14 protein-coding genes are annotated in these 17,671 nt (G+C 38.7%); 5 read left to right on the top strand and 9 right to left on the bottom strand.

Features of this window, described 5'->3' with window-relative positions; translation table 11 throughout:
* Window positions 1–5 precede the first annotated feature (5 nt).
* Genes V5290_RS09010 through mgtE form a run of 4 tightly spaced genes read left to right on the top strand, consistent with a single transcriptional unit; the run spans window position 6 to window position 2,965 of the window.
* Window positions 6–449: a PTS sugar transporter subunit IIA gene (locus tag V5290_RS09010; RefSeq protein WP_333384310.1), complete on the top strand. Its 444-nt coding sequence runs from the start codon at window positions 6–8 to the stop codon at window positions 447–449.
* Window positions 450–464: 15 nt separating this feature from the next.
* Window positions 465–1,307, top strand: coding sequence for an RNase adapter RapZ (gene rapZ, locus V5290_RS09005; RefSeq protein WP_333384307.1), 843 nt, complete (start codon window positions 465–467; stop codon window positions 1,305–1,307).
* A gap of 6 nt (window positions 1,308–1,313) precedes the next feature.
* The gene (locus V5290_RS09000; RefSeq protein ID WP_290039026.1) at window positions 1,314–1,589 is read left to right on the top strand and encodes an HPr family phosphocarrier protein; all 276 of its coding nucleotides are present in this window, start codon (window positions 1,314–1,316) and stop codon (window positions 1,587–1,589) included.
* A gap of 14 nt (window positions 1,590–1,603) precedes the next feature.
* Window positions 1,604–2,965: a magnesium transporter gene (gene mgtE / locus V5290_RS08995; protein ID WP_333384303.1), complete on the top strand. Its 1,362-nt coding sequence runs from the start codon at window positions 1,604–1,606 to the stop codon at window positions 2,963–2,965.
* Between the two features lie 74 nt (window positions 2,966–3,039).
* Here mgtE and V5290_RS08990 read toward each other — a convergent pair whose 3' ends face one another.
* The 9 genes from V5290_RS08990 to guaB all read right to left on the bottom strand — a co-directional run bounded on the left by V5290_RS08990 (window position 3,040) and on the right by guaB (window position 16,088).
* A complete protein-coding gene (locus V5290_RS08990; protein WP_333384300.1) occupies window positions 3,040–3,405 on the bottom strand; it encodes a YacL family protein in 366 nt (121 codons plus the stop codon).
* A 155-nt stretch (window positions 3,406–3,560) separates the two neighbouring features.
* Entirely contained in the window at window positions 3,561–4,391 is an 831-nt protein-coding gene (locus V5290_RS08985) for a winged helix-turn-helix domain-containing protein (protein ID WP_333384297.1), read from the bottom strand.
* A gap of 706 nt (window positions 4,392–5,097) precedes the next feature.
* On the bottom strand, window positions 5,098–6,528 hold the full coding sequence (gene lpdA, locus V5290_RS08980) for a dihydrolipoyl dehydrogenase (RefSeq protein ID WP_333384294.1): 1,431 nt from the start codon (window positions 6,526–6,528) through the stop codon (window positions 5,098–5,100).
* Between the two features lie 106 nt (window positions 6,529–6,634).
* On the bottom strand, window positions 6,635–8,215 hold the full coding sequence (gene aceF / locus V5290_RS08975) for a dihydrolipoyllysine-residue acetyltransferase (RefSeq protein ID WP_333384290.1): 1,581 nt from the start codon (window positions 8,213–8,215) through the stop codon (window positions 6,635–6,637).
* Window positions 8,216–8,272: 57 nt separating this feature from the next.
* Window positions 8,273–10,933, bottom strand: a complete 2,661-nt coding sequence (gene aceE / locus V5290_RS08970; RefSeq protein ID WP_333384287.1) for a pyruvate dehydrogenase (acetyl-transferring), homodimeric type — start codon at window positions 10,931–10,933, stop codon at window positions 8,273–8,275.
* Between the two features lie 194 nt (window positions 10,934–11,127).
* The gene (gene pdhR, locus V5290_RS08965) at window positions 11,128–11,877 is read right to left on the bottom strand and encodes a pyruvate dehydrogenase complex transcriptional repressor PdhR (RefSeq protein ID WP_333384284.1); all 750 of its coding nucleotides are present in this window, start codon (window positions 11,875–11,877) and stop codon (window positions 11,128–11,130) included.
* Between the two features lie 350 nt (window positions 11,878–12,227).
* Complete coding sequence (gene ampD / locus V5290_RS08960; RefSeq protein ID WP_333384576.1) at window positions 12,228–12,764, bottom strand: 1,6-anhydro-N-acetylmuramyl-L-alanine amidase AmpD; 537 nt, start codon at window positions 12,762–12,764, stop codon at window positions 12,228–12,230.
* Between the two features lie 111 nt (window positions 12,765–12,875).
* Window positions 12,876–14,456, bottom strand: coding sequence for a glutamine-hydrolyzing GMP synthase (guaA, locus tag V5290_RS08955; protein WP_333384281.1), 1,581 nt, complete (start codon window positions 14,454–14,456; stop codon window positions 12,876–12,878).
* A 165-nt stretch (window positions 14,457–14,621) separates the two neighbouring features.
* Window positions 14,622–16,088, bottom strand: coding sequence for an IMP dehydrogenase (guaB, locus tag V5290_RS08950; RefSeq protein WP_333384278.1), 1,467 nt, complete (start codon window positions 16,086–16,088; stop codon window positions 14,622–14,624).
* 178 nt (window positions 16,089–16,266) lie between these two features.
* On the opposite strand from guaB, the gene xseA reads away from it, so the two are divergent.
* Entirely contained in the window at window positions 16,267–17,595 is a 1,329-nt protein-coding gene (xseA, locus tag V5290_RS08945) for an exodeoxyribonuclease VII large subunit (protein WP_333384275.1), read from the top strand.
* Window positions 17,596–17,671 lie beyond the last annotated feature (76 nt).

The following is a 17,671-nucleotide window of genomic DNA, read 5'->3' as shown; positions in this document are numbered from 1 at the left end:
TTATTATGAAAATATCTACTTTACTAAATCAACAATCGGTATTTTGCAAAACTACTTGTACAAGCAAAAAAGGTGCACTTGAAAAAATTAGCCTTATTGCAGCAAAAGAGCTCGATTTAGATGCCCAAGAATTATTTGAAAGTTTAATTGCACGAGAAAAGATTGGGTCAACAGGTGTTGGGTCTGGGATTGCTATTCCACATGTCAAAATTTCTAGCGAGCTACCTGCTACCGCTGTTTTTTTGCAATGTGAAAAAGGTATCGATTACGATTCATATGACGGTAATAAAGTGGATATATTATTCGCTATCTTTGTTCCAGAAGACCTTTGTAAAGAATACCTTTCTGCGCTAGCAGAGATTAGTGAAAAATTATTAAACAAACAATTCTTACGCCAATTACGCAGTGCGGATAATGCCCAAGAGTTATTTGAACTGCTAACGCTATAGAAGACAGGAGAAAATATGAAGTTAATTGTTATTAGTGGTCGCTCTGGGTCAGGAAAAACAATTGCACTTCATGTTCTCGAAGACCTAGGTTATAACTGCATTGACGGTGTACCTTACCAGTTGCTTGAGCAGCTTATTGATACGTTAGATCCTAAAGACAATAAAGTGGCTGTTAGTTTAGATGTACGTAATATGCCAACAAAAGTTGAGCAGATACAGCAACTTATAGGTACCCTACAAAATAAAGTTGAGCTAGAAATTATCTATATCGACGCATTAACCAGTGAGTTGATTAGACGTTATAGCGAAACTCGTCGCTTGCACCCTCTTTCTAAGCAAAAATTCTCCTTATCCCAAGCATTAGAGTTAGAAAATGAGATGTTATCGCCATTAAAATCTATGGCCGCTTTTGCGATTGATACCACCTCATTATCAGTGCATAACTTAAATGAACACCTAAAGATCTACTTACAGGGTTCAACAAAAAGTAACTTGCTCATTATCTTCCAATCTTTTGGGTTTAAATATGCACATCCAGAGGATGCTGATTATATGTTTGATGTGCGCTTTTTGCCTAACCCTTACTGGGAAAAGGAATTAAAAGCTTTTTCAGGTAAAGATAAGATAATTCAAGATTACTTAAGTACTTTTCCTGTTGTTAAAGAGACAATCACCAATATAGAAAATCTGTTTTTAAATTGGTTACCACACTTAGAACAAAACAACCGAAATTATGTCACAGTCGCAATTGGCTGTACGGGCGGAAAACACCGTTCTGTATACGTAACAGAACAAATAGCAGCACGTTTTAAGCATAAATATCAGGTACAAATTGAACATAAATGTTTAAAGGAGTAGTTCCGATTGGATATCATTAAACAAACAATTACAATAAAAAATAAATTAGGTTTACATACGCGCGCTACCATCAAATTAGTTGAACTTGTCAATGCATTTGACGCTCAAATCACCATTACACACAATGGCAAAAAAGCCGATGCTGGCAGTGTATTGGGTTTGCTTGTTCTAGAAACCTGCTTTGGCCAAGAAATTGAAATCGAAGCAAGTGGCACACAAGCTCAAGAAGCAATGCAAGCAGTAACCGAATTAATCGAAAATAAATTTTTAGAAGAAGAATAATTATAGGAGTTAGTATGCTGGAAAATACTAAAGTCGATAATACCCAGCTACGACTTCAAGAAGTAAAAAAAGCCCTTGAAAGTGGTATGTTTGTTTTAGCTCGCAGTATTTTAGATAAAATGCCTGCTTGCGATGTCGCCTTTCTTTTAGAATCCTCTCCTCCGGGTTACCGTAAAGTATTATGGAACCTAACCGATCATGACCAACATGGTGAAATCCTAGAAGAGCTAAATGAAGATGCCAAAGATGGCATAATTAATCTAATGGGCACAGACAACCTCGTAGCCGCAACAGAGGGCATGGAAACCGATGGCTTAGCCTATGTGCTACGTGGCATACCAGATAGCGTTTATCGTGCTGTGTTGGAGCAAATGGATACCCAAGATAGGCAACGTGTTGAATTGGCATTAGCTTACCCTGAGGATACTGCCGGTTCAATCATGAACACTGATACTACAACAGTGCGCCCGGACGTAACCATTGAAGTAGTACTTCGATATTTACGTTTAAAAGGTTCATTACCAGATACAACCGATGCACTGTATGTAGTCGATACTGATAATAAACTGCTCGGTGATGTATCATTATCAACATTGCTGACTGAAGAACCAAACTCAATGATTGCTGATGTTATGAATCATGACACTGAACCACTTCAGGCATTAATGGAAGAAAATGAAATAGCCAAACTATTTGAAAGGCATGATTGGATATCAGCTCCAGTTATAGATAGTGATAGACAGCTACTGGGGCGAATTACCATTGATGATATCGTCGATATCATCCGTGAAAATGCAGAGCATTCAATGATGGGTATGGCCGGTATGGATGACGACGAGGATACCTTTGCACCAATCCTTCCTAGTGCAAAACGTCGAACAGTATGGTTGTCGGTTAACTTAATGGCCGCATTCATAGCCGCTTCTGTTTCTAATATGTTTGAAGCCACGTTAGAACAAGTTGCTACACTGGCCGTACTAATGACGATAGTACCAAGTATGGGAGGGATTGCTGGTAATCAAACTTTAGCATTGGTCATACGAGGTATTGCGGTTGGTCATATTAGTAGTAGCAACACACGTTGGCTAATAGGTAAAGAAGCTGCAATCGGACTCTTAAATGGCATGATCTGGGCTATTTTAGTCGCCACTGCAGTTGTACTTTGGAAAGGCGATTTACAGGTAGGGTATATTATTGCAGGGGCAATGTTTATCAACTTGTCTATTGCAGGCATCGCGGGGGTTTGTATTCCATTGTTAATGCATAAATATAAAATAGATCCGGCGCTAGCTGGCGGGATGGCACTTACAACCGTTACCGATGTGATTGGCTTGTTTTCATTCTTAGGCATGGCAACCCTAGTATTGCGCCATTAAAAACCTAACACTATCAGCAAGAACTAACCCTATGACGGCTATTTAAGCCGTTATAGGAGCAACAAAATCGACTATCAATTAATAAACTCTAACCAAGACTCTAGTAAATTTAAAAAATCTTCCAATCCACATTCAGCTTCTATTTCTTGATCATAAAAATTTAAATCATTCGCTTCATCTAAATCAGAGCCACTCATATGTAAACTATGATTAGTTATGCTGGCTTCTTCAGTGGTTAAGTAGAGAGCAAACTCATCTCCAGCTAGCTTATACTCAGTGATATTTCGTTGTTGCAACTCTGAAACGACGGCTAACAATGCATTAACCCACTGCTTACTCTGACCTTCTTGCTCTAGCCATGTACCAAAGGCTTCATGTCCCATTGACAACTTAACCGTTGCTTTATCGCTAAAATAGTCTTTTTTAAAATCAAATTCCATACTACTGCTCTCTACACTCAAATAATTGCTGAAGTATAATACTAACCATACTACCCGAGTGAGTTAATTTCCTGCTTATAAGTAAAAAAAGGCATAAAAAAACCCCTGCTAAATTAGCAAGGGTTATTGTTGTGTTTTTAAAGCTTAAGGTTAAATTAGCTGTTTACAGCTACTTTAAATTCAGCTGAAACAACATTAGTTGGTACTAGTTCATAAGCAGCTTGTGGCTTTAATACTACGTTTGACTTGCTAGCAACCATTAACATCTGTTTTAAACGATTTGACTCAAAAGGTTTTAATAATAAACCTTGAACGTCTAATAAGCTGTTTACACCTAATAGTTCACGTTGAACATCATGATGTGAGTTTAAGATACTGATATCTGCAGAAGCAGATGTTTGACCTGTACGGATTGATTTAATTAATTCCAGGCCTGAGTATTCTGGTAATAACGCATCAACAATAATAAGATCAAAATCTTGCAGTGCAATAGAACGCTCTGCTTCTAATGTAGTAGCAACACCTTCAACATAAGAAACATTTAATGCTTCTAATTGCTCTATCAATTGGATTCGACCTTCTGCAGAACCTTCAACAATAAGTACTTTCATACTTGTAATTGCGTTTGCAGTTGTTTCACCTTGTGACATAGGAGACACAGTATTATCTGAAACAGTTAGACCTTCCATACGCGCGATGTAACCACGTTTTGGAATAGTAGAAATATTAAGTCCATGTAGACTTAATGTACCTACGCTTTTACGTAGTTGAGAAATATGTTGGTTAATTGTGTGGTCAGTAACTAAACGTCCCCAAACATGTTGAGCTAAATCTTCACGCGTAACAACAGAATTAACATTTTTGCATAAGAAATGTAAAAGAGATGTACGTAAAGGACCTAAGTAAACTTTACGATTGCCGTGAATCAAACTGTTTTGACTCGTATCAATGTGGAATTCACCCACAACTAAGCTTTTTTCTAACATAATAGTACCCATTTTAAATTTATAATATATGTGCCAGTTCCAATGGACAGGCGATTTTTTGTTTTATTTTCGGACTACTTTAGTAGTCTCTTATATATAATCCCAATCATATTATCAAATTAAGGTAAAAACACAAATACATTCATCTCATGTCATAATTTGATAAAATTATCGTCACTAAAACTAACTATAGGATAGTTTTTAAAACCTGCAAATAAAAAATACGTTAATTTTTATTAAATTTAGTTCATATTACTAGAAAGGATTGAGCTAAGATAAATTTCATGATTCATGGTTATTTAATTAAGTAATACTTGATGAGATTTTTCTAGGTTTGTTAAATGTTGAATAGGAACAAAGAAAGATGAACAAAAAACTGTATAGTTTCTACTATAAAAATCTAATAGATAACTTGATCGTTACAACAACACACGAATAGTCACTTCATTAGCTTTAAAACTAATTGTCTTCAAAAAAGCATTCTACCTTTTGTGCAGGTAAATGACATAATCTAACAAACAAGATCGATTAGCTGATTAGTATGATTAGCATGAATAAGAAAATTATCTATCGTTACACTGATTAGGCAACAACTTTAAATTATGAAGGCAACATTAACGAATGTCGTTTTGAAGAAATTATTACACTAGTAATAAAAAAGGCAACGCTAAGCGCTGCCTTTTAAATAACAATTAGATTGGACTAATTATTTACGTTTTACCGCTTTTGCATTTGGTAAGTCAGTAATTGAACCTTCATAAATCTCAGCAGCTAGGCCAACAGACTCATGTAGTGTTGGGTGAGCATGGATAGTTAATGCGATATCTTCTGCATCACAACCCATTTCAATTGCTAGGCCGATTTCACCTAATAATTCACCAGCATTAGTACCAACTACAGAACCACCGATAATACGATGTGTATCTTTATCAAAGATCAGTTTAGTCATACCATCAGAACAGTCAGATGCGATTGCACGACCTGATGCAGCCCATGGGAATACTGATTTTTCGAAGTTAAGGCCTTGCTCTTTTGCTTCTTTCTCTGTTACACCAACCCAAGCCATTTCTGGCTCTGTGTAAGCAATCGAAGGAATTGTTTTAGGGTCAAAGAAGTGTTTCTTACCAGAAATAACTTCAGCAGCAACATGCGCTTCATGCACACCTTTATGAGCTAACATAGGTTGACCAACAATATCACCAATAGCATGGATATGTGGTACGTTAGTATGCATTTGCTTATCAACTTCAATGAAACCACGTTCAGTTACAGTGATACCAGCTTTCTCAGCGTCTAGCGATAAACCGTTTGGTACACGACCAACTGCTACTAACACTGCATCATAAGCTTTTGCTTCTGCAGGTGCATTTTTGCCTTCAAAAGAAACATATAATGCATCTTCTTTCGCATCAACAGCTGTCACTTTAGTTTCTAGCATAATGTTAAATTTGCTTTTCACTTTCTTAGTGTAAACTTGCACGATATCTTTATCAGCTGCAGGTACTAATTGGTCAGCAAATTCTACAACATCTACGTCAGAACCTAGTGATTTGTATACTGTCCCCATTTCAAGACCGATGATACCACCGCCTAAAATAAGTAAACGTTTAGGCACTGATTTAAGCTCAAGCGCATCTGTTGAATCCCATACACGAGGGTCATCATGTGGAATGAATGGTAATTTAACAGGACGAGAACCCGCAGCAATGATTGCGTTATCAAAAGTAACTGTTGTTACTTCACCTTCACTACTTGTAGCTTCAATGGTATTAGCACCAGTAAAACGGCCAAAACCATTTACTGTTGTTACTTTACGCATTTTAGCCATGCCTTTTAGGCCACCAGTTAGTTGAGATACAACTTTCTCTTTCCAGATACGGATTTTATCGATATCTGTAGATGGTTCACCAAATAATACACCGTGTTCAGATAAAGCTTTTGCTTCTTCAATTACTTTAGAAACATGTAAAAGAGCTTTAGAAGGAATACAACCAACATTTAAACAAACACCACCAAGTGTGTCGTATTTTTCGATTAATACTGTTTCTAGACCTAAATCTGCTGCACGGAATGCTGCAGAATATCCAGCTGGGCCAGAACCTAATACAACAACCTGCGCTTTAATTTCTTTACTCATGACGACCTCTATAAAAAAGAACACTCGAATTAGAATTCTAGTCTATTCAAATGTTAATAGAATGTAAATGAATGGTCGGCATAACTGCCGACCTAGTTAACAAAGTTTATAAGATTAATGTGCGTAAATCAGATAAGTGCTTGTTAACAGCAGTGATAAAGCGCGCACCATCAGCACCATCGATTACACGGTGGTCGTAAGAAAGTGCAAGTGGAACCATCATGCGAGGTTCAAACTCTTTACCATTCCATTGTGGTTTAATTGCTGATTTAGATACACCTAAGATAGCAACTTCAGGTGCATTAACGATTGGTGTAAATTGTGTACCACCGATACCACCAAGGCTAGAGATAGTCATGCTACCGCCTTGCATATCTTTAGCCGTTAATTTACCAGCACGTGCTTTCTTAGAGATCTCTGCGATATCACGACAGATGTCGAAGATACCTTTGTTTAATACATCTTTAACCACTGGTACAACTAGACCGTTTGGAGTGTCTACTGCGATACCAATGTTGAAGTATTTCTTCAGGATCAGGCTTTGACCATCTTCAGAAAGTGAAGAGTTAAAGTTAGGGTACTGTTGTAATGCTTTAGCTACCGCTTTCATCATGAATACTAACGGGCTAATTTTAACACCTAGATCTTGTTTAAGTGCGATTGCATTTTGCTCTTTACGGAACTCTTCTAGCTCAGTGATATCAGCTTCATCGAACTGTGTAACGTGTGGGATAGTAACCCAGTTACGGTGTAAAGCAGGACCAGAGATTTTTTGGATTCGAGAAAGTTCTTTCACTTCCACTTCACCAAATTTAGCAAAATCAACTTTAGGTGCAGCTGCTACAGCTAAGCCGCCAGCGCCACCAGATTTAGCCGCTTGTAATTGGCCTTTAACGTATTTTTGCACGTCTTCTTTAGTTGTACGTCCTTTAGGACCAGAAGCAGCAATTACGTTTAGGTCTAAATCAAATTCACGTGCGATACGACGAACTGATGGAGACGCTTTAATTTCTTTGTTTACAGCAACTTCAGCTTTTGCTGGTGCAGCTTTAGGCGCCGCAGCAGGAGCTGGTGCAGCCGCTTTAGGAGCTTCAGCAGGCGCTGATGGTGCAGCTGCAGGAGCTTCGCCTTCAGCTTCAACTAATAAGATTAAAGAACCTTCAGAAACTTTATCGCCAGTTGCGATTTTAATTTCTTTAACAACACCACCAAATGGTGCAGGAACGTCCATTGATGCTTTATCACCTTCAACAGTGATTACATCTTGGTCTTCAGTGATCGTATCACCAACAGCAACTAAGATATCAGTTACTTCAACTTCATCACCACCAATATCTGGCACACAAAGTTCTTTTACAGCAGTTGCCGCTGCAGCTGCTGGAGCCGCCGCTTCTGCTGGTGCTGCTGCCGGAGCTTTTTCAGCTGCAGGTGCTTCAGCAGCGGCAGAACCAGCTACTTCAACGATTAATACTAGGTTACCTTCAGAAACGCTGTCACCAACGTTTACTTTGATCTCTTTAACTACACCTGCAACTGATGAAGGTACGTCCATTGACGCTTTGTCACCTTCAATCGTTAATACATCTTGGTCTTCAGCGATAGTATCGCCAACTGCAACTAAGATATCAGTAATATCAGCCGCATCAGCACCAATATCAGGTAGTAAAAATTCTTTTAATTCAGACATAATAATTTTCCTAATCAATAAAAGTCGGTGTTAACGATGGTTAACACCGAGACTGATTTATGCAAATAATGGGTTGATTTTGTTTACATCAATATCAAACTTAGCAATCGCTTCTGTTACAACTTTACGTTCAACATCGCCACGCTTAGCTAATTCAGTTAATGCAGCAACAACAACGTAACCAGCATTAACTTCGAAATGGCGACGTAAGTTTTCACGGCTATCACTTCGACCGAAACCATCAGTACCAAGTACTTTGTATGACTCAGCAGGTACAAATGCACGTACTTGCTCTGCATAGTTTTTCATGTAGTCCGTTGCAGCAATTGTTGGCTCAGTACCTAGAACTTCAGTAATGTAAGCTGTTTTTTGCTCTGCTTCAGGGTTTAGCATGTTGTAACGTTCAGCGTCTTGACCGTCGCGTGTTAATTCATTGAATGAAGTCACAGAGAAGATATCAGAAGCAACGTCGTACTCTTCGCTTAGGATAGCTGCAGCAGCACGTACTTCGTTCATGATAGTACCTGAACTTAGTAGTTGTACTTTGCTCTTACCTGGTAATGAATCAAACTTGTAGATACCTTTACGGATACCTTCTTCAGCGCCTTCTGGCATAGCCGGCATTGCGTAGTTTTCGTTCATTACTGTTAGGTAATAGAATACGTTTTCTTGTTTCTCACCGTACATACGCTCAATACCATCTTGAACGATAACCGCTAGCTCATAAGCAAACGTTGGGTCGTATGAAATACAGTTAGGGATAGTGTTAGCTTGAATATGGCTGTGACCATCTTCGTGCTGTAGACCTTCACCATTTAGCGTAGTACGACCAGCAGTAGCACCTAATAGGAAACCACGTGCTTGTTGGTCACCCGCCATCCAAGCCATATCACCAATACGTTGGAAACCAAACATAGAGTAGTAGATGTAGAATGGAATCATTGGTAAGTCATTTGTACTGTATGACGTTGCAGCAGCAACCCAAGAAGACATAGAACCTAGTTCGTTAATACCTTCTTGTAATACTTGACCAGAAGTCGCTTCTTTGTAGTAAGACACTACGCCGCGGTCTTCAGGCGTGTATTCTTGACCATGTGGGTTGTAGATACCAACTTGACGGAATAAACCTTCCATACCAAATGTACGCGCTTCATCAGCAATGATTGGTACGATATTTTTACCGATACCTTTATCTTTTAACAATACGTTTAAGATACGTACGTAAGCCATTGTCGTTGAAATTTCACGCTTCTGCTCACCTAAAAGTGCTGAGAATTTATCTAATTCTGGCACAGCTAGCTTTTCAGTAAACTTAGGTAGACGCTTAGGCGTGTAACCCATTAGTGCTTCACGTTTACCGTGCAGGTATTTGTACTCTTCAGAACCTTCTTCAAGTGTTAGGTAAGGAAGTGTTGCTGCTTTTTCGTCAGAAATTAAGTCTTGTAGACCTAAACGATCGCGTAAGCTTTGAATATGATCTTCATTCATTTTCTTAACGCCGTGGGCAATATTTTTACCCTCAGCGGCAGCACCCATACCGTAACCTTTAACTGTTTTAGCTAGGATTACTGTTGGTTTACCTGCTGTATCTTCTGCATTTTTAAATGCAGCGTACAGTTTAGATGAATCATGACCACCACGTTTAAGTGCAAAGATCTCTTCATCTGTCATGTCAGCTACTAGTGCAGCTGTTTCAGGGTATTTACCGAAGAAATGTTCACGAACGTAAGCACCGTCTTTAGATTTGAATGTTTGGTAATCACCATCAACGGTTTCTTCCATTAATTGTAATAATTTACCAGACGTATCTTTAGCGATTAATGCATCCCAGTTACCGCCCCAGATAACTTTAACAACATTCCAACCCGCACCTGTAAATAGGCCTTCAAGTTCTTGAATGATGCTACCGTTACCCATTACAGGGCCATCTAGACGCTGTAGGTTACAGTTGATTAGGAAACATAGGTTATCTAGTTTTTCACGTGAAGCGAATGATAATGAACCACGAGATTCTGGCTCATCCATTTCACCATCACCAAGGAAAGCGTAAACACGTTGTGCAGAAGTTGGTTTTAGACCACGACCGTCAAGGTATTTAAGGAAACGCGCTTGGTAAATTGCAGCAATTGGACCTAGACCCATAGATACCGTAGGGAACTGCCAAAATTCTGGTAGTAATTTAGGGTGTGGGTAAGAAGGTAGACCTTTACCATCAACTTCTTGACGGAAATTATCTAATTGCTCTTCAGTTAAACGACCTTCAAGGAAAGCACGTGCATAAATACCAGGAGAAATATGACCTTGGTAATAAACTAAATCACCACCATCAGTTTCATTTGGAGCACGGAAGAAATGGTTAAAACATACTTCGTAAAACGCAGCCGCTGACTGGTAAGAAGCCATGTGACCACCAAGATCTAAATCTTTCTTAGAAGCACGCATAACAATCATGATCGCATTCCAACGAATGATTGAACGAATACGTTGTTCTACTTTAAGGTCACCAGGGTAAGCTGGTTGCTCAGATGCAGCAATAGTATTTATGTAGTTAGTGTTGATACCTGTTGGTAAATTAACACCTTCAACACGTGCTTTTTCTATCACTTGCTCAAGGATAAACTGAGCACGTTCTGAGCCCTCATCTTCAAGAATGGTTGTTAATGCTTCAAGCCATTCAGAAGTTTCTTGCGCATCAATATCTTTTAAGATGTCAGTCATGACACTTTCCTTCTATATCACTAGATAATCTCAGCTCGAAAGCCAAGCGTTTTTGTATAATTATTTACATTAAACACTACCTGCTTCACAGCACGATGCATGCCATTTCGGCAATAAGTAATCTAAATAATTATCAGTATAAGTATGAATAACAGCAGCAGCTGATCCGCCATACTATAAAACGGAGGTCGTTTTTAAAAAGCACCTAACTCGCGTTTAAATGCACTCTCTTCACGCAACATAACCAAGCGTGTTTCTTCAATATAATGTAAATGCTGGTCCGATGCTTCTTTCGCTTTCATCGGCTGCTTAGACAAAATAGCTTCCATTAATTGAAAGCGATGTTGATGAATTTTTTTTGCAACTTCTGGATATAAATAAAGCTGTTTCACGTTGTCTGAAATGTTTTTTTGTAATAGTGGCTTAATGCCACGAGCTAAATGTAAAAACACAACATTATGTGATGCTTCGATTACTGCCTGATAAAATTCAGCAACCGATTCTATTTCTAATTCGATGTTACCAGCTGAATTTGCCATATCAATAGCATTGAAAGTTGTTTTTATTTTATGCAAATCATCAGAGGTGCCTCTTAATGCAGCGTAATAAGCTGAAAACCCTTCAATGGCATGACGAAACTCCAGTAAGTCATATTGAGATTCCGGATGCGAGTTGAGTAACTCGAACAGCGGATCCGTTAATTGGTTACGTAACTCTTCTTTTACGTAAGTACCACCGCCTTGACGACGTGTTAATAGCCCTTTTGACTCTAGACGCTGAATTGCTTCGCGTAGAGATGGTCTAGAAACATCGAACTGTTTTGCTAATTCACGCTCGGGCAACAACTTCTGTCCCAACTCTAAACGCCCTTCTAAAATCATGCTTTCTAACTGTGATTCAATCACATCAGCAAGTTTAGGTTGTTTAATTTTTGCGTAGGTCATAACAGCCTTAAATTATATAAACGTAACGAGTTAATGTTACGAGCAAATAACAGTCGAATGTAAAATGGTATTACCAATTTAATAGTTAACTATAGAAATTAACAAAATTAACAATTTATGTCTAGATTTTTATCTTTTTTAATGTCCATGAAAATATGATGGTTATTGAATTAAAGGCCTCGTTAATGGCCTTATATTGATAAATGCAGCTGAATAAAAGATACATGATTAATGACTAATTTAATATGTATGATTAAATGACCATTCTTCGCTAGTTAAACAAAGTCATTAATATTAATTACTTATAACGAGTGAGGTGATTGCATTAAATAAATCATGCAAAACATATATCAAGAGTTCAACAATTTGAAATAGTATTGCCAATCAAATCCACTACCTGGATCAGTTTTTCTTCCCGGAGCAATATCACTGTGTGCAGCGATACGTTGTTGAGTAATAAGCGGAAATTCTTTTTGCACTTGTTGTGTAACTTTGGCTAATGACAAATATTGGGCTTCAGTGTAAGCAGTACAATCAGTCCCCTCTAATTCGATACCAATAGAAAAATCATTGCAATTTTCAATACCATCAAAACAAGAGACACCAGCATGCCAAGCGCGCTTATCAAAAGGCACATATTGCTCTACTTTACCATCACGACGAATCACACAATGGGCAGAGACTTCTAGCCCTTCTAAACAAGCAAAACTAGAGTCTGCTTTACAATCTAGTTCGCCAGTAAAAAGGTTTTTTACATGCTCGGTACCAAACTGCCCTTCAGGTAAACTAATACAGTGGATAACCAATAAACTAATATCTGTATTATCAGGGCGTTCGTTATAGAAGGGGCTTTTAATAAATTCAGCATTTTGCAACAAACCAGTCATATTAATCACACGGTATCCTTTAACTTTGACAAAATAAACCTACAAAAAAGGTGGCTAATAAGCCACCTTTGATCAATCGATTACACAACTATTTCATGCGTCAATCTGAGATTATTCCCATTCAATCGTTGCTGGTGGCTTCCCTGACACATCGTACACAACTCGTGAAATGCCATCAATTTCATTGATGATACGGTTAGAAACATGACCGATTAACTCATAAGGTAAATGTGACCAACGTGCGGTCATGAAATCGATAGTTTCAACACAACGTAATGAAACAACCCAATCATATTTACGACAATCGCCCATAACACCTACAGAGCGAACCGGTAGGAATACTACAAATGCTTGGCTTACTTTATGGTATAATTCCGCTTTGTGTAATTCTTCAATGAAGATAGCATCTGCACGACGTAATAAATCACAGTACTCTTTCTTCACTTCACCTAAAACACGCACACCTAGACCAGGTCCAGGGAATGGGTGACGGTAAAGCATGTCGTACGGTAAACCTAGTTCTAAACCAATTTTACGTACTTCATCTTTAAATAATTCACGTAATGGCTCTACCAGACCCATTGCCATATCATCCGGTAATCCACCTACGTTATGGTGAGATTTAATGACGTGTGCTTTACCGTTTTTAGAAGCTGCAGATTCAATAACATCAGGGTAAATAGTACCTTGAGCTAACCATTTTGCATTTGATAATTTCTTAGACTCTTCATCGAAAATTTCAACAAAGACACGACCAATAATTTTACGCTTCGCTTCTGGATCGCTTTCACCCGCCATTTGCTCTAAGAAACGGTGCTCTGCATTAACATGAACAATGTTTAGACCAAATTTTTCGCCAAACATCTCCATCACTTGTGCGCCTTCGTTTAAACGCAATAAACCGTTATCAACAAATACACATGTTAATTTATCGCCAATGGCACGTTGTAAAAGCATCGCTACTACAGATGAATCAACGCCACCTGATAAACCTAGGATAACTTCATCATCGCCTACTTGCTCTTTCATACGTGCTACTGCATCGTCAATAATTGATGCAGGAGTCCATAGTGTTTCACAGCCACAAATATCCACAACGAAGTTACGAAGCATTGCTTCACCTTGAGTAGTATGAGTTACTTCTGGGTGGAATTGAACACCGTAAAAACGTTTCTCCTCATTGGCAATAGCAGCGTATTTACAAGTAGCAGTATTAGCAACAGTAGTAAAGTCAGCAGGAATAGCTGACACTTTATCACCATGACTCATCCATACGTCTAATAACGTTTTACCTTGGTCTGAAACAGCATCTTGAATTGAAGCTAAGAAAGTAGATTCAGCTTGTACTTCAACCTGTGCATAACCAAACTCACCTTCACCTTCGCCTTTAATTACTGCACCACCTAATTGGTGAGACATAGTCTGCATACCGTAACAGATACCTAATACTGGAACACCAGCAGTAAATACATATTCAGGTGCGCGAGGAGAGCCTTCAGCAATCACGCTTTCAGGGCCACCAGCAAGGATAATACCGTTTGGATTAAACTCTTTGATGTCTTGTTCATCAACATCCCAGCTCCATAATTCACAGTAAACACCAATTTCACGAATACGACGTGCAATTAGCTGTGTGTATTGAGAGCCAAAGTCTAATATTAGAATACGTTGGTCATGAATGTTCTTACTCATTATGCTGTCCTAATTTTTTTGTTTCTAAAAATGAATAAAAGACGATATAAATCGTCTTTTAAGAAATTATGTGTTGAAGCATAACTAGGCACTTAATAACCCTTTATTATTTATAAACTTAAATAATAAAGGCGTTGAGCCTAGTTCCCTCACTAAAGCGTCAGATTAACCACCAGTACGGTAGTTAGGCGCTTCTTTAGAGATAGCAACGTCATGTACGTGGCTCTCACCCATACCTGCACTGGTAATTTTAACGAACATTGCTTTTGTATTCATCTCTTTAATCGTTGCACAGCCTGTTAGGCCCATAGATGAACGTACGCCACCCATTTGCTGATGAATAATCTCTTTTACTTTACCTTTGTAAGCAACACGGCCTTCAATACCTTCAGGTACTAGCTTGTCTGCTGCGTTATCCGATTGGAAGTAACGATCTGAAGAACCTTGAGACATAGCGCCTAGTGAACCCATACCACGGTATGACTTGTAAGAACGACCTTGATACAAGATGATTTCACCAGGAGACTCTTCTGTTCCTGCGAACATGCTGCCCATCATTACACATGATGCACCCGCTGCTAATGCTTTAGCGATATCACCAGAGAAACGAATACCACCATCTGCGATAACTGGAATACCAGTACCTTGTAACGCATCAACGGCATCTGAAATAGCAGTAATTTGTGGAACACCAACACCAGTTACAATACGTGTTGTACAGATTGAACCTGGGCCGATACCTACTTTAACCGCACTACAACCTGCAGCGACTAGTGCTTTGGCACCTTCGCCAGTTGCTACGTTACCACCGATAATTTCTAGATTAGGGTGAGCAGCACGCGTTGCTTTAATACGGTCTAATACACCTTGAGAATGACCGTGTGATGAATCAATTAATAAAACATCAACGCCAGCTTCTACTAGTGCATCAACACGTTCTTCGTTGCCAGCACCAGCACCAACAGCAGCACCTACACGTAAACGACCTAATTCATCTTTACATGCATTTGGCTTTTGTTCTGCTTTACGGAAATCTTTAACCGTGATCATGCCTTTTAATTTAAAGTTATCATCTGTTAATAGCACTTTTTCAATACGATGTTTATGCATCAATGCTTCAATTTCATCGCGAGGCGTGTTTGATTTAGCAGTTACAAGCTCAGGTTTTGGAGTCATTACTTCTGAAGCAGGACGATTCATATCCGTTTCAAATAGTACATCACGACCAGTAATAATACCGACTAATTCACCTGATGCTTCAACAACAGGGTAACCAGCAAAGCCATGTTTTGCAGTTAATTCTTTGATTTCACCTAATGTAGTAGCAGGAGAAACAGTAATTGGAGTAGCAACAACGCCACTTTCATGGATTTTAACTAAACGCACTTGTTCAGCTTGAAGCTCAATAGACATGTTTTTGTGGATAAATCCCATGCCGCCTTCTTGGGCTAGAGCGATCGCGAAACGAGCCTCAGTTACAGTATCCATTGCAGCAGAAACGACAGGAATATTTAACGAGATGTTTTCTGTTAATTGTGTTGTTAGGTCAGCAGTGTTTGGTAGTACAGTCGAATGAGCTGGTACTAATAATACATCGTCAAATGTTAACGCATCTTTTGCTATTCTTAGCATTGCAATATCTCACTTATAGTTGGGAGTATTTTAGGGTTACCCAAGTCTAGCTTGGGTAGGATATTGCGGTGGGATTTTAATCGTAATCAAGAATAAGTACAACACTATTTATGTTTTTATACTGAGTTTTTACTGTGTTAATATTTAGTCCCTGATTTCTTTGGTAAAAACTTCTGCTATGGCAACTCAAAACAACAACATTTACAGCGTAAGTTCACTAAACCGTGCAGCTAAAGCCCTACTTGAGACAGGTTTAGGCGTAATTTGGCTATCTGGTGAAATATCTAATCTAACCATTGCCGTTTCAGGTCATTGGTATTTCACCCTTAAAGATCATAGTGCACAAATTAAATGTGCAATGTTTCGTGGTAATAATAGCCGTGCAGGTTTTACTCCAAAGCATGGTCAACAAGTATTAGTTCGGGCAAAATTAAGTCTTTATGAAGCGCGTGGTGATTACCAGTTAATTGTTGAAACCATGGCTACGGAAGGTGATGGTTTATTAAAACAACAATTTGAAGAGTTAAAGTGTCAACTAGCAGCACAGGGACTATTTTCTGAATCACTTAAAAAACCTTTACCAGAGATAATTAAGTGTGTCGGTATTGTCACCTCATCAACAGGCGCTGCATTACATGACATACTCAGTGTATTGAAGCGTCGAGACCCTCGTCTGCAAGTGATTATCTACCCTAGTCAAGTACAAGGGCAAGGCAGTGCTTTTTCTGTTGCTTCTCAAATAACCTTAGCCAATGCCCGTAATGAGTGTGATGTATTAATTGTCGGTCGTGGCGGCGGCTCATTAGAAGATCTATGGTGTTTCAATGAACCCGATGTGGCTTACGCCATCTACCATAGTCAATTACCTGTAATTAGTGCGGTTGGTCATGAGATTGATATTACCATCAGTGACTTTGTTGCCGACCTTCGAGCAGCAACACCTTCTGCAGCCGCTGAATTGGTTAGCCAACATAAGACCTTTGTTTCTTCGCAATTAACCACATTAGTTAATCGTTTGAAACAAGCTATGTTGAATACCATGCAACATAAAACCCACCAACAGTTATTATTAAAGCAGACACTATTACAGCATGATCCTAAACATAAACTGCAACAACAAACACAACATCTTGATGAATTAAGCTTACGTTTACAACATGCGATGCAGCAAACGATGCAACAACAAACGGCCATCAGTTCGCAGTTAAAAAACAGATTACAACAATCTAGTCCAGTACATTACATTGCAATGGCTCAACATAGGCAGCAACAATTAAAGCGTCAGTTAACTCAAGCGATGGCAGCTCAACTTAATCAATCAGAACAACACTTACATCACCAAATTCAGCAATTAAATGCCTACAGCCCATTGGCGACATTAGCGCGTGGCTATGCCATTGTGAAAGACGACTCAGACAAGGTATGCACCGATTCAGCAAAGTTAAAAGTTGGAGATAAGGTACAAGTGACCTTAGATAAAGGACAATTTAATGCTGAAGTGATTTAAATTAATAGAGATAATAAATCTACATTAATGAAGATAAATAAAAAGGGCTTGTTACCAACAGTAACAAGCCCTTTTT

The sequence above is a fragment of the Psychromonas arctica genome (genome assembly GCF_036697365.1).
GTDB classification, from domain to species: Bacteria; Pseudomonadota; Gammaproteobacteria; order Enterobacterales; family Psychromonadaceae; genus Psychromonas; species Psychromonas arctica_A.
This window is presented reverse-complemented; position numbering and strand designations above follow the sequence as displayed.

Bases quoted from the DNA above. Each gene is read 5' to 3' on its own strand.
- guaB (WP_333384278.1), bottom strand. From the start codon at position 16,088: ATGCTAAGAATAGCAAAAGATGCGTTAACATTTGACGATGTATTATTA.
- aceF (WP_333384290.1), bottom strand. From the start codon at position 8,215: ATGTCTGAATTAAAAGAATTTTTACTACCTGATATTGGTGCTGATGCG.
- V5290_RS09010 (WP_333384310.1), top strand. From the start codon at position 6: ATGAAAATATCTACTTTACTAAATCAACAATCGGTATTTTGCAAAACT.
- V5290_RS08985 (WP_333384297.1), bottom strand. From the start codon at position 4,391: ATGTTAGAAAAAAGCTTAGTTGTGGGTGAATTCCACATTGATACGAGT.
- V5290_RS08990 (WP_333384300.1), bottom strand. From the start codon at position 3,405: ATGGAATTTGATTTTAAAAAAGACTATTTTAGCGATAAAGCAACGGTT.
- xseA (WP_333384275.1), top strand. From the start codon at position 16,267: ATGGCAACTCAAAACAACAACATTTACAGCGTAAGTTCACTAAACCGT.
- guaA (WP_333384281.1), bottom strand. From the start codon at position 14,456: ATGAGTAAGAACATTCATGACCAACGTATTCTAATATTAGACTTTGGC.
- rapZ (WP_333384307.1), top strand. From the start codon at position 465: ATGAAGTTAATTGTTATTAGTGGTCGCTCTGGGTCAGGAAAAACAATT.
- ampD (WP_333384576.1), bottom strand. From the start codon at position 12,764: ATGACTGGTTTGTTGCAAAATGCTGAATTTATTAAAAGCCCCTTCTAT.
- pdhR (WP_333384284.1), bottom strand. From the start codon at position 11,877: ATGACCTACGCAAAAATTAAACAACCTAAACTTGCTGATGTGATTGAA.
- lpdA (WP_333384294.1), bottom strand. From the start codon at position 6,528: ATGAGTAAAGAAATTAAAGCGCAGGTTGTTGTATTAGGTTCTGGCCCA.
- aceE (WP_333384287.1), bottom strand. From the start codon at position 10,933: ATGACTGACATCTTAAAAGATATTGATGCGCAAGAAACTTCTGAATGG.
- mgtE (WP_333384303.1), top strand. From the start codon at position 1,604: ATGCTGGAAAATACTAAAGTCGATAATACCCAGCTACGACTTCAAGAA.